12 protein-coding genes and 1 tRNA gene are annotated in these 12,605 nt (G+C 60.0%); 5 read left to right on the forward strand and 8 right to left on the reverse strand.

The genetic code is table 11. The features are described from left to right. The gene (locus WA943_RS08610) at positions 1 to 1,365 is read right to left on the reverse strand and encodes an MFS transporter (protein WP_424469459.1); all 1,365 of its coding nucleotides are present in this window, start codon (positions 1,363 to 1,365) and stop codon (positions 1 to 3) included. 53 nt (positions 1,366 to 1,418) lie between these two features. Continuing rightward, a complete protein-coding gene (locus tag WA943_RS08615; RefSeq protein ID WP_424469460.1) occupies positions 1,419 to 2,840 on the reverse strand; it encodes an MFS transporter in 1,422 nt (473 codons plus the stop codon). Between the two features lie 203 nt (positions 2,841 to 3,043). Here WA943_RS08615 and WA943_RS08620 point away from each other — a divergent pair, with 203 nt between their 5' ends. Beyond that, a complete protein-coding gene (locus tag WA943_RS08620; RefSeq protein ID WP_424469461.1) occupies positions 3,044 to 3,292 on the forward strand; it encodes a zinc-finger domain-containing protein in 249 nt (82 codons plus the stop codon). A gap of 21 nt (positions 3,293 to 3,313) precedes the next feature. Here WA943_RS08620 and WA943_RS08625 read toward each other — a convergent pair whose 3' ends face one another. The 4 genes from WA943_RS08625 to WA943_RS08640 all read right to left on the reverse strand — a co-directional run bounded on the left by WA943_RS08625 (position 3,314) and on the right by WA943_RS08640 (position 6,134). Next, the gene (locus WA943_RS08625) at positions 3,314 to 4,603 is read right to left on the reverse strand and encodes an NRAMP family divalent metal transporter (protein WP_424469462.1); all 1,290 of its coding nucleotides are present in this window, start codon (positions 4,601 to 4,603) and stop codon (positions 3,314 to 3,316) included. A 40-nt stretch (positions 4,604 to 4,643) separates the two neighbouring features. Continuing rightward, a tRNA-Leu gene (locus tag WA943_RS08630) sits at positions 4,644 to 4,730 on the reverse strand. A gap of 128 nt (positions 4,731 to 4,858) precedes the next feature. Beyond that, positions 4,859 to 5,110 (reverse strand): hypothetical protein, encoded by a 252-nt coding sequence (locus WA943_RS08635; RefSeq protein ID WP_424469463.1) that lies wholly within the window; start codon positions 5,108 to 5,110, stop codon positions 4,859 to 4,861. A gap of 241 nt (positions 5,111 to 5,351) precedes the next feature. Beyond that, positions 5,352 to 6,134 (reverse strand): competence/damage-inducible protein A, encoded by a 783-nt coding sequence (locus WA943_RS08640; RefSeq protein WP_424469464.1) that lies wholly within the window; start codon positions 6,132 to 6,134, stop codon positions 5,352 to 5,354. Between the two features lie 154 nt (positions 6,135 to 6,288). On the opposite strand from WA943_RS08640, the gene map reads away from it, so the two are divergent. Further along, positions 6,289 to 7,110: a type I methionyl aminopeptidase gene (gene map, locus WA943_RS08645; protein ID WP_424469465.1), complete on the forward strand. Its 822-nt coding sequence runs from the start codon at positions 6,289 to 6,291 to the stop codon at positions 7,108 to 7,110. Beyond that, complete coding sequence (gene radC, locus WA943_RS08650; RefSeq protein ID WP_424469466.1) at positions 7,103 to 7,804, forward strand: RadC family protein; 702 nt, start codon at positions 7,103 to 7,105, stop codon at positions 7,802 to 7,804. The genes map and radC overlap by 8 nt, the downstream gene beginning before the upstream one ends. A gap of 17 nt (positions 7,805 to 7,821) precedes the next feature. Here radC and WA943_RS08655 read toward each other — a convergent pair whose 3' ends face one another. Beyond that, entirely contained in the window at positions 7,822 to 9,300 is a 1,479-nt protein-coding gene (locus WA943_RS08655) for an amidase family protein (protein WP_424469467.1), read from the reverse strand. Positions 9,301 to 9,463: 163 nt separating this feature from the next. On the opposite strand from WA943_RS08655, the gene purB reads away from it, so the two are divergent. Both purB and WA943_RS08665 read left to right on the forward strand, forming a co-directional pair. After that, positions 9,464 to 10,777 carry an adenylosuccinate lyase gene (purB, locus tag WA943_RS08660; RefSeq protein ID WP_424469468.1) on the forward strand — a complete coding sequence of 438 codons (1,314 nt, stop codon included), beginning with the start codon at positions 9,464 to 9,466 and terminating at the stop codon, positions 10,775 to 10,777. Between the two features lie 105 nt (positions 10,778 to 10,882). Next, positions 10,883 to 11,608 (forward strand): histidine phosphatase family protein, encoded by a 726-nt coding sequence (locus WA943_RS08665; RefSeq protein ID WP_424469469.1) that lies wholly within the window; start codon positions 10,883 to 10,885, stop codon positions 11,606 to 11,608. A gap of 46 nt (positions 11,609 to 11,654) precedes the next feature. Here WA943_RS08665 and WA943_RS08670 read toward each other — a convergent pair whose 3' ends face one another. Then, on the reverse strand, positions 11,655 to 12,431 hold the full coding sequence (locus tag WA943_RS08670) for an enoyl-CoA hydratase/isomerase family protein (RefSeq protein ID WP_424469470.1): 777 nt from the start codon (positions 12,429 to 12,431) through the stop codon (positions 11,655 to 11,657). Positions 12,432 to 12,605 lie beyond the last annotated feature (174 nt).

Here is a 12,605-nt window from a genome sequence, read left to right on the forward strand (position 1 = left end):
CTACTGCAGCGGCGGCATCTCCATGCTCTCAATTTCCTCGACGACGCGCTCGTCGAGGATCTTGCGGAGTTCCTGCTGCTCCTTGAGGCCGATGGGGAAATTCCACATCACCGCCATCACGAAGAGATTGCAGAAGAACGGCACAGCCACATAAAGAATATTGACGTGCTGAAGCGTCTCCGCGCTGTTCGTGCCTGTCGGATTGAACCCGATGAAATCGAGCGCCCAATAGACAACGCCGATGGCAATGGCGCTGCCGACCTTCGCGGTGAAGGTGAGCAGCGCATAGAACAACCCGGTGCGCCGCTGCCCCGTATGCACTTCGTCATAGTCGCCGATGTCGGCCATGATCGAACGATAAAGCACCGTCAGGCTGGCGACATTGACGCCGAGAAATACCAGCACAAGCGAGGCGACAAGAATATTCCCCGGCGGAATGAGAAACAGCGTCGGCACAAAAATGACGTTGAAGAGCGACGCTCCGATCACGGTGCGATGCTTGCCAAAGCGATAGCTGAGTTTCAGCACCACCGGAATGAAGCCGACGCCCGCGAAAAAATAAAGCAGCAGCAACAGGCTCGCATAATTTCCGACCTGCCAGACATAGGTCGCTTCATAGATGAACATCGCGCCAAGCGCCGAGCCGGAGAAGCCGCTTGCCAGATCGGATACGACGAGACGCTGCAAGGCATGATTTGAAAACAGCGGCCCGATCGCCTTGGCCAATGAAATTTTCGGCTGCGGCCTGACCTCACGCTCCCCCATGCTGAAGATGGCGAGCAGCACCGTCAGCGGCAGCGCAATAATGATGAACCAGCCCATGACGGCAACGCGGTCGGTTTCAACATTCTCGCCGCCGACTTTTTCAATGATCGCAGGCAGCATCAGAACCAGCGGCACACCAAGCGTCGTCAGCCCTTCCCGCCAGGCCTGAATGCGCGAGCGCTCGTTATATTCGTCGCTGAGTTCCGCGCCCCACGACATATGGGCAAGCAGGATCATCGTGAAACCGAGATAAAGTCCCAGGAGGCCAAAGAGCAGATATTCCGCAGTCACCGGCGCAGTGGGGATGAAGATGTAATAGCTCGACACCATGATGATCGGCACGGAGAGCACGACCCAGACCCGACGCCGTCCCCAGCGGGTGATAAATCTGTCGGATAAAATTCCAAGTACCGGATCGACAACCACGTCCCAAAGCCGCGCCAGCATGAAGATCGTGCCGACCGCCGCAAGACCAAGCCCCATGGATCCCGCATAAAAAGGCGGTAGATAAACAGCTAGTGGCAGTCCAAGCGCAGCGATGGGTATGGACGGCCCGGAGAATGCGAGCAGCCTCATCGCGGAAAGTTTAGGGTCGGCCATAGCCGGTTAGCTCCTGGAGTGAGAGCAACGGCGACGAATGTCCCGTTGAAGTATCAGTCGGCAGGTGCGCCGGATGATTGCGCATCGCCGGGGTGCAGCGTGCGCGTCTCGACAGCCGCCGCAGCGGCATCGAGCATCCGTCGGTCGAGAATTTCGCGATTGGCCTTTTGTTGCGCCTCGTCGAGCGGGAAGCGCCACAGGATCAGCGCAACGGCCGCGCTGATGATCGTCGCCGGCCAGACGTAAACGGCGCGAAGCCCGTCCAGAGCGGCTGCGCTGTTTTCACCGCCGGGAACAAAGCCGACCACGTCGAGCATCATGTAGGAAAGGCCAATCGCAACAGCGGCGCCCACCTTGTTCGTCGATGTCAGCATCGCAAAGAAAAGCCCGGTACGCGTCTGCTTCGTTTGCACGGAGTCATGATCGGCAACATCCGCCATGATCGAGCGGAAGAGGAACGGGCCCGCCGCCATGTTGACGCCAAACAACAGGAAGGCGCCAAGCGCCAACTCCGGATGGCCGGCAGGGATCAGCAAAATGAGCGGCACTGTGATCGCGTTGAAAAGCGCCGAACCCGCTGCCGTCCTGTGCTTGCCGAAACGGCGGCTGATCCAGAGAACGAGCGGAATGAACATCACGCCGGATATGAAATAGCAAAGCAGCAGCGCGCTGGAAAACTTGCCGAGCCTCAACACGTCCTCGGCGAGAAAGAGAAACAAGCTTGCGACAATGCCGCCGGAGACACCGGAGATGAGATCGGCGAGCAGCACGAAACGCAGCGGGCGGTTCTCGATCAGAACTTTCACCGCCTGCCCGAACGGCACATGCTCGGGCCGCGGCGCCTTGCGCTCCGGCACTTTCCAGACCGCGACGGCGACGGAAATCGGCAGCAGAATGAGAACGAACCATCCCATCGAGGCGACGCGCGCAGCAGCCAGATTTTCGGGGTTGGCGAGTTCGATCACAGCGGGCAGCGCCAGCACGCAGACCATGCCGATGATCAACAGCAATTCACGCGCGCCCTGCACACGCGACCGGTCATGATAGTCGGGCGTCAGCTCGGCACCCCAGGAGATATGCGAGATGGTGAGCAGCGTCCAGCCCACATAGAGAACGAATAGCCAGAAGACGAGATAGCCCGCCGTCACCGGCCCCTGGGGCATGAAGATCATATAGACCGACAGCATCATGATCGGCACAGACAGCACGATCCAGTGCCGCCGCCTGCCCCATCTTGTTTCAAACCGGTCGGAGACGACGCCCAGCACCGGATCCGTGATCACGTCCCAGAAGCGCGCCAGCATGAAGATCGCGCCGACAACGGTCAGCCCGAGCCCGAGCGACCCGGCATAGAACGGCGGCAGATGCACAACGAGCGGCAAGCCCATGGCTGAAATTGGCGCCGCAGGAAACGCGAACGCCAGCAAAGTCCAACGCGATAGGGGCGCTTCGCGCCCCGCCATTCCAGCCGACATGAATCCTCCCGAAAATCTCGCGGCTCCGGAAAGGTCTTCGCGCCCCCCTCGCTCCGCCGCATTGAGTATGCCGAACGCCGAAACGAGGGCCAAGCCCTCATTACGCAGCGTCCATATGCCTTAGGCCCGAGTCGAGTTTCGGCTGGAAAAGCCCGGCGTGGCAGACTAGCTTAGCGCCCAATCCAGACGACGAGGATGATCCAATGCACGGCGAAGGCACACCGAAGTTCACCAATGACGCAGGCGCGGTTGAAATCCGCATCGGCGTCAAGGAGTTCGAATGCATCGGCGCGAACCCGCCCTTCGACCATCCGCATATTTTTCTCGATATGGGTCGTGGGGTCGAAAGCATCTGCCCCTATTGCTCGACGCTCTACAAGTTCGACGCGACGCTGAAAGCCAGCGAGGCGGTGCCCGCAAGCGCTTTCTACCACGCCAAGGCGCACGCCTGAGGCGAGGCGACCTCCAGCCTTTCACATCGTCAGAAAAAGCCCCGCCGCCGTCAGCGCCATGACGAAGGTGGAGAGCCAGCCCATGATCTGCAGTCCGCGCGGCAGCGTGAACTCGCCCATGATCTGCTCACGGCTCGTCATCAGCATCATCATCACCATGACCGGTACAGCGACGAGCCCGTTAATGACGGCGCTCCAGAATAGTGCCTTGAACGGGCTGATCGCCGTCGAAAAATTCATCGCCACGCCGACAAAAGTCGCGACGGCCACGACACCGTAAAAGGCCTTGGCCTCGCCCGGCTTGCGCGCAAGACCTGACGGCCAGCGCATCGCCTCGCCAACTGCATAGGCAGCAGACCCCGCAAGCACAGGCACAGCCAGCAGCCCCGTGCCGATAATGCCGATGGCGAAAATTGCGAAGGCAAAATGCCCCGCAATCGGTTTCAGCGCCTGCGCTGCCTGCTCGGCAGTCTGGATATCGGTAATGCCGTGAAGATGCAGCGTCGCCGCCGTCGTGATGACGATGCACAGCGCAATCACATTGGAAAGTACCATGCCGACCATGGTGTCGATGTCGATACGCCGGAACTCGCGAGGCGCCGAGGCAGGATCGTCGAAAAGCGGCCGCTCATCGGGCTTTTCTTCTGTCTCCTCCACCTCCTGCTCCGCCTGCCAGAAGAAAAGATAGGGGCTTATCGTCGTGCCGAAGATCGCGACAATGGCTGTGAAATAGCTCGCATCGAAAACAACGGACGGCAAGACGATCAGTTGAACGACATGCCCCCATGGCACATCGACAACAAAAACCGTTGCCACATAAGCAAGCAATGAAATCGTCAGCCATTTCAGAATTGGCTCGTAGCGCGCATAGCTGATGAAAACCTCTGCTATCACGCTCAAGGTTCCAAACAGCACCACGTAGACAAGCACCGGCCCGCCTATCAGCAACTTCAACGCTGCCGCCATCGCGCCGAGATCCGCGCCGATATTGATTGTGTTTGCAACGACAAGCAGGAAAACGATGGCGTAAAGAACGGATGGTGGGTAATACAGACGAAGATTGCCTGCGATCCCGCGCCCCGAAACGCGCCCGATGCGCCCGCTGATTTCCTGTATCGCAATCATCAGCGGCATGCTGAACACCAGCGTCCAGGCAAGCCCATAGCCGAACTGCGCACCGACCTGCGAATAAGTGGCGATGCCGCTTGGATCGTCGTCAGACGCCCCCGTCGTAAGCCCCGGCCCCAGAATCGAAAGCATGCGCTGCGTGCGTGATTCCGTGGCTTCGTCGACGGTCTCTTTGTCTGTCATGAAGACCCGCGCGCAAGTTGTCGCCACGAACCGATCGAACTGGTGGCCCCTGCGGGACTCGAACCCGCACTCCCTTACGAGAAGCAGATTTTAAGTCTGCTGCGTATACCAGTTTCGCCAAGGGGCCCGCCTAGTAATGCCCCCACATATGCCCGCTTGAATTGATCCGCGCAACGCAGCAGCGGCGTCTGTTTGGCACAAAAGAAAACGGCGGCCCCGAGGGACCGCCGTTGAATTTCGCAGGTTGAGAGGCAATTAGCCCTCAAGGCCCTGCCAAACCGGCCAGCAGCTATTGCCGGCGGAAGCGGCGAGCTTCGCCTGAGCTTCCTTGGCGTTCGCGCCATCGGCGCTCTCGACCTTGCTCTTGCCGCCGGTGCACCAGACGTAGAAGCTGTGCTTGCCAGCCTTCGACATGGCGTCGAAGCTTGAGTCCAGCGCAAAGGCCGAACTGGACAGCATCATGGTCGCGCCGACTGCAAGACCCAAAATTCCAACCATCTTCTTCATTAGCGTCTCTCCCTCCGGGTATCGCTGACCCAAAACTCGTTCTCAAGCCTTATTTTTTCAAGATCTAAGATGCCCCCCAGCGGCGCCCCTTGCGGGACATTTTTCGGCGAACTTTAGATCCTGTCAGGCGGAAACTGTAACTGACTCTGCCTAGATTGTATCCCCTAGTCACGGTTTGAAAGCTGAATCTTTCGTAATGTCGGGGTGAATCTGTTGCAAAATGGCGACAATCCGGGGGACGTCAGACCGGATCGCCGCTGATGGGTTCCGCACCGAAGCCTCGCAGCAATTCCGATGCTTCTTCGACGACGCGGTCGAGCGTTGCCGGGTCCGTGCCGCGCATGACGAGACTCGTCCCGAATATTTTGCCCCGGTAGTAGGGATAGGAGCCGATTCCAATCTCCGGGTAGCGCTGCTGCAACTGACCGAGCTTCTCGGCAATCTGCCCTTCGCCTACTTGCGCGCTCACCGTGCGGCTTTGCATCGTCGCCCCGCCTTCCAGCCGCGCCGTCAAACTGTCCAGCATGACCTGCATGACCATTGGCACGCCGGCCATGACGAAGACATTGCCGATCTGAAAGCCCGGCGCTTTGCTCAAGGGATTGGCGATCAGGGACGCGCCCTCAGGGATGCGCGCCATGCGCTTGCGCGCGTCGGTAAATTCGCCGCCCGTTTCCTTGTAATGCGCGTCCAGAATGGCAAGCGCCTCCGGATGGTGGCCTATGGGCACGCCGAAAGCCTTGGCGACCGAATCCGCCGTTATGTCGTCATGCGTCGGCCCAATGCCGCCGGTCGTGAACACATAATCGTAGCGCGCGCGCACCTCGTTGACCGCGGCGACGATCTCCGCCTCGATATCGGGAATGATGCGCGCCTCGCGCACCTGAACGCCGATCTGGTTTAAATGCTTTGCGATATAGGGAAGATTTGAATCGCGCGTCCGCCCGGAAAGCACCTCGTCGCCGATCAGCAGCACACAGGCTGTAACGAGTTTCTGGCGCGATGGCACCGCAGCTTCCGGCATGACCTGTCCTCAAGAATTATTATCCCGCCACAATAGCGCCGCGAAGGTCCAACGGACAAATCCTGACCGCCAATCCATCGTAAAACTTAAGACACTAGGCCGGAGGCCGCCAAAGCCCTATGCTGGTAGAAATCTACATTTCGCGGACAAGTCCATGAACTACATCGACGCTTTCGACGCCCCGGTGCGTAACACCGGCCAGATCAAGCTCTACGGCCCGGAAGCTTTCGAAGGCATGCGCAAGGTTGGCCGCCTCGCGGGCGCCGCGCTCGACATGCTCGTGCCCTTCATCAAGCCGGGCGTCACGACCGACGATATCGATCGTGCGGTTTATGAGTTCGGCCTCGACAATGGCGCGCTCCCCGCGACGCTCGGCTATCGCGGCTATCGCCATTCCTGCTGCACGTCGATCAATCACGTCGTCTGCCACGGCATCCCCAGCGACCGCACCTTGCGCGAAGGCGACATCGTCAATGTCGACGTCACCTATATTCTGGATGGATGGCACGGCGACACCAACCGCATGTATTACGTCGGCGATGTGCCGCGCAAAGCCGCGCGCCTTTGCGAAGTTACATATGAATCGATGATGCGCGGCATCGCAGCTGTGAAGCCCGGCGCGAGCCTTGGCGACATTGGCGCGGCGATCCAGGAATATGCCGAAAGCGAACGCTGCTCCGTTGTGCGCGAATTCTGCGGCCACGGCGTCGGCCTCGTCTTTCACGACATGCCCAACATTCTGCACTACGGCCGACGCGGCGAAGGCGCAAAGCTGAAGCAAGGCATGATCTTCACCATCGAGCCGATGATCAATCTCGGCAAACCGGGCGTGAAAATCCTCGCCGACGGCTGGACGGCGGTCACGCGCGACCGCTCGCTCTCGGCCCAGTTCGAGCACTCCATCGGCGTTACGGCTGACGGCTGCGAAATCTTCACCAAATCGCCTGCAGGACTAGACCTCCCTCCCTATGCCTGACGCGTCGACGCCTGCCCCTCAACTTGTGGATCATCACGCAGGCCATCGCGAGCGACTGCGCGCGCGCTTCATGGCCGCGCCTAATGCCGTTCCCGACTACGAACTTCTTGAACTCATTCTCTTCCGCACCATTCCGCGCCGCGACGTGAAGCCGCTTGCCAAAGAGCTGATCGCCCTTTTCGGCAGCTTCGGCTCCGTGCTTCACGCCGACCCCGCTCGTCTGCGCGAAGTCAAAGGCATTAAGGATGCGACGATTATCGATTTCCACATCGCGCGCGAAACGAGCCTGCGGCTGACGCAAGCCAAGGTGATGAAGCGCGAAGTCATTTCGTCATGGACGGCGCTCATCGACTATTGCTCGGTATCGATGGCCCACAATGCGCTCGAGCAATTCCGCATTCTCTTTCTCGATCGCCAGAACGTGCTGATCGCCGACGAGGTGCAACAGACCGGCACAATCGACCATACGCCCGTCTATCCGCGCGAAGTGGTCAAGCGCGCGCTCGCGCTCAATGCATCGTCGATCATCCTTGTCCACAATCATCCATCCGGCGACCCGACGCCGTCGACCGCCGACATCGAGATGACGAAGAAGATCATCGAAACGGCAAAGCCGCTCGGCATCGCCATTCACGACCACCTCGTCATCGGCAAAGGCCGCCACGCAAGCTTCAGATCGCTTGGGTTGATCTGAAGCTTACGAGTGCGAATTCAGCTCGCGTAAGTCGGCGCGTGCTTGTCCGCCCAGGGCTGTGCCTGCTCAAGTTCGTATGCGAGCGCGTAGAGAAGCCCTTCGCCACCCATCGCCGCCGCGAACTGGCTGCCGATCGGCAAGCCGTCCTTGCTCATGCCGAGCGGCACCGACATGGCGGGCGTTCCCGCGATATTGTGGATGGGCGTGTAGGTGACATATTCGATTGTGCGCTTGTAAAGCGTATCGAAGGGAACCGTCGGCGCTTGGTCGCCGAGCTTCGGCGCAGGCGTCTGCAACACCGGCGTCAGCCACGTGTCGTAATTCGCCATGAAGGCATTCACCTTCTTTTCGGCCTCCGCAAAATAGGCGAGCGACTTTTGCAGCGCGTCCTTCGGCTTCCTTGCAAAGAATTCGGCGAGACCGATGGTCCAGGGCTCCAGCACGTCTTCCGGCTTCAGCCCCTTGCTCTTTGCAAGCTGTAGAAGATCGGCCGGGCCAGACGCCCAGACGGTAAGGAAAGCGTCGATCATCTCCTCACCATTTACCGGATTTTGCACCTCGATGATTTCATGTCCAAGTCCGGCGCATAGCTTTGCAGTCGCCTCCACCGCCGCCTTCACATCTTCATGCGGCTCCTTGCCGTAATAATTGACCGTGTTGAAAGCGATCTTGAGGCGCTTCTTTGACGGGCCGGAGATAAAGCCCACCGGCTTCAGCGGCGAACGATCCTCCGACAGCGAAAACACCATGGCATTGTCGCGCACCGTGCGGCTGACACAGTTCTCGACGCCAATATCGGCGGCCATCTTCAATCCGATATTCATCCGCCCCCGGCTCGGCTTCATGCCGAAAACACCGCACGTCGATGCGGGAATACGGATCGATCCGCCGCCATCCGATGCATGAGCGACCGGCAACATGCCCGATGCCACGGCCGCCGCAGCACCGCCCGACGAGCCGCCGCTTGAATGTTCGAGATTCCACGGATTGTGACACGGCCCGAGCAGCAGCGATTCCGTCGTGCCGAGCAGCCCGAATTCCGGCGTATTGGTTTTGCCGAGAATGACCATCCCCGCCTTGATCGCGCTTTCCGGCACAGGCGAGGTCTTGTCCGAAATCATGTTTGCAAAAAGCCGCGAGCCGCTTGTGTGCCGCGTGCCCTTCACATCGTCGAGATCCTTGATGAGATAGGGAACGCCCGACAGGGGACTGTCCGGCAGCTTGCCCTTGGCCGCCGCCCGCGCCTTGTCGAAAAACTCCGTCACCACCGCATTGACCTTGGGGTTGACGGCCTCGATGCGCGCGATTGCTGCGTCGACGAGTTCGAGCGCCGTCACTTCCTTCTTACGCACGAGTTCGGCCTGCGCCATTGCGTCAAGCTTGCCGAAGTTTTCCTTGGCATAGGCAAATGGCGGCCTGAGGCTCGCAGCGCCCGCAACAATGGCGCTCGCAGCCGCAGTGCCCAGAAACGTGCGGCGATTGAGACGAACGGTCATTATCTCCCCCTGTTTTTGAGTCGGCTCCCTTTTAGGGCTTGAGCATACCCGGGAAATGGCCGGGTTCAGCCCCAAAATGGCCTGAACCGGAGCCGCCCTTGAGCCCCCTCCCCCCATCTGCTAAACCCTCGTCATTCCCTGCACTTACCGTAAGGCTTTGCCCATGATCCCCCGCTATTCGCGGCCCGAAATGGTTTCGATCTGGACCCCGGAAACGAAATTCCGCATCTGGTTCGAGATTGAAGCCCATGCCTGCGATGCGCTGGCGGAACTTGGCGTCATCCCCAAGGATGCGGCAAAGAAGATCTGGGAACTGGGCGGCAAGGCCGAGTTCAACGTCGAGCGCATCGACGAGATCGAACGCGAAGTGAAGCATGACGTCATCGCCTTCCTGACGCATCTGTCGGAATTCGTCGGCGACGAAAGCCGCTTCATCCATCAGGGCATGACCTCATCCGACGTGCTCGACACCTGCCTCAACGTGCAGCTTGTCCGCGCCGCCGATCTTCTGCTGTCGGATATCGACGCCGTGCTCGCCGCCCTGAAGCGCCGCGCCTATGAATACAAGGACACGCCAACCATCGGCCGCAGCCACGGCATTCATGCCGAGCCGACGACCTTCGGTCTGAAGCTCGCGCAAGCCTATGCCGAGTTCGAGCGTTGCCGCACGCGCCTCGTTCACGCGCGCGAAGAAGTCGCGACCTGCGCCATCTCCGGCGCGGTCGGCACCTTCGCCAATATCGACCCGCGCGTTGAAGAACACGTCGCCGAGAAAATGGGTCTCGCGCCCGAACCCGTCTCGACGCAGGTGATCCCGCGCGACCGCCACGCCATGTATTTCGCCACGCTTGGCGTCATCGCAAGCTGCGTCGAACGCGTCGCCACTGAAATCCGCCATCTGCAGCGCTCGGAAGTGCTCGAAGCCGAGGAGTTCTTCTCCGAAGGCCAGAAGGGCTCGTCGGCCATGCCGCACAAGCGCAATCCGGTGCTGACGGAAAACCTGACCGGCCTCGCCCGTCTCGTGCGCGGCATGGCGATCCCCGCAATGGAAAACGTCGCCCTCTGGCATGAGCGCGACATCTCGCATTCCTCCGTCGAACGCATGATCGGCCCGGACGCGACCGTGACGCTCGACTTCGCGCTGATGCGCCTTGCCGGTGTCATCGACAAGCTTCTCGTCTATCCCGAGAACATGCAGAAGAACCTCGACAAGCTCGGCGGCCTCGTCCACTCGCAGCGCGTGCTTCTCGCTCTCACGCAAAAAGGCGTCAGCCGCGAAGACAGCTACCGCCTCGTCCAGCGTAACGCCATGCCCGTCTGGCGCGGTGAAGGAAACTTCCTTGAACTGCTGAAAGCAGACAAGGACGTCTCCGCGAAGCTTTCCGACAAGGAACTCGAAGACCTCTTCGACCTTGGCTATCACACCAAGCACGTCGACACGATTTTCGCGCGCGTGTTCGGCAAGGCGGGCAAATAATCAGGTGTCGTCCCGGGACTTGGTCCCGGGACCCATCTTCCTTCACGTCCCCGTCACATTCCGCCCTATACTGCAGCCATCGACATTCATTCGAGGGCCTGATTCATGCTTCGCACCGCTTTCGACGGCTCGCGCCGCCGCCGCATCTATCTGTTTCGCCACGGCGACGTCTCCTACATCAACGATCAGGGCATCCGCGTTGCGGATTCAACCATTGTCCCCCTGACGCCCTGGGGCCGCGAGCAGGCGACGATGACCGGCAAGGCGCTGGCGAACATCCCCTTCGATCGCGCCGTCTCTTCAAGCTTCCCGCGTTCGGTTGAAACGGCAACGCTGATCCTCGAAGGCCGCGGCATCGACGTCGAAAAGAACGATGCCTTCGTCGAATTTCAGGGCGACAGCTCGACGCGCAATGCCGTCACCGACCTCAACCAGCTTGCCTATGCCTTCAAGGATGCCGCCATTCCCGGCGCCCGCTATGTCGGCGGCGACAGCTTTGAAGAAGTAAATGCCCGCGTCATCGCCGGCCTCGAATTGCTGCTGGCCGAAGACACATGGGACACGCTCGCCCTCGTCGCGCATGGGGGCATCAATCGCCTCGTGCTCGGCTGGGCCTTCGACACGGGCCTCGCCTCATTCGCCTCCATCGATCAGAACACCTGCTGCTTCAACGTCATCGACGTCGATACGCATCCGGAAACCGGCGCGATCGTTCGCAAGCTCGTCCGCTCCGTGAACACCGCCGTCTATGACGTCGCCAAGGAGGGCAACCACCTTCTCTCGCTGGAGCAGATCGCCATGCGGTTGAGGAAAGCGGTTCCTGCCTTGTGATTTGAACTTGATGAGGGCGGATGGATGAATTTCCATCCGCCTGCCCTCACTTCTTGTTCACGAACTTGTCACTCTCCGCCTGCGCCGAGCGGAAATTCGTGGACAACTGGCTCTGGTCCGCATCTGCATAAGCGCTCACCTTGTGCAACGCGTTCGCCGTTGCATTGACCGCCTCTTTCACCATGCGTACCGCAGGTGCGGGCATAGCCGCTGCCTTGCCCGCCAGCGCCAAAGCAGCCTCGACGACCTTGCCATCGTCGGCCAGCTCATCGACCAGCCCCCAGTCAAGCGCATGTGCAGATCCCATCCGTTCACAAAGGATGCAGATACGCTTGGCGCGTGCGGGCCCCACCAGTGTCACAAGGCGTGGCAACGCGCCCCATTGCAGATTGATGCCGATTTTCACTTCCGGCACATAAAGAAACGCGTCGCGCCCCATCACGCGCCAGTCAAGAGCCAGCGGCAGCGCGACGCCTGCGCCGACTGCCATGCCTTCGATCGCCGCCACCGTTATCTGCGGCATGTCTTCCCAAGCCTGGCAAAGTTTGACGCCTCGATAATAGGTCTGGCGCAATTCAAGATCGGAGCCCGCCGTCACCGTCCGCGAAGCGCGCTCCTTTAGATCGATACCGCCAGAAAAGGCTTCCCGCGTTCCTGTCAGAACTACGGCCTGGACGGTGAGGTCCTCCTGAAACTGTCGGGCAACATCGGTCAGCTCAAGGATCGTTTCCTGATTGAACGCATTGCGCGCGCCCTTCCGGTCAAACCTCACAAGCGCCACCGCGCCGTTCTTTTCAATCGATACGTTATTGTAGTTGGCCATAGACGCCCTCCCCTTCTTGTTCGGCTCAAATGCTACATTAAGCAAAGCAAGCCGCAGCGGTGAAACCCGAACAAAAGCCAAATCATGCTGTGCATGATTGGTGCTACGTCGTGTCCACCAGAATGAACTGACCGCTCTTTGCCTCCGCAAGGCGCGAACCGGTCGTGTCGGTTT

This window comes from Parvibaculum sp. (assembly GCF_049651025.1).
GTDB lineage: Bacteria > Pseudomonadota > Alphaproteobacteria > Parvibaculales > Parvibaculaceae > Parvibaculum.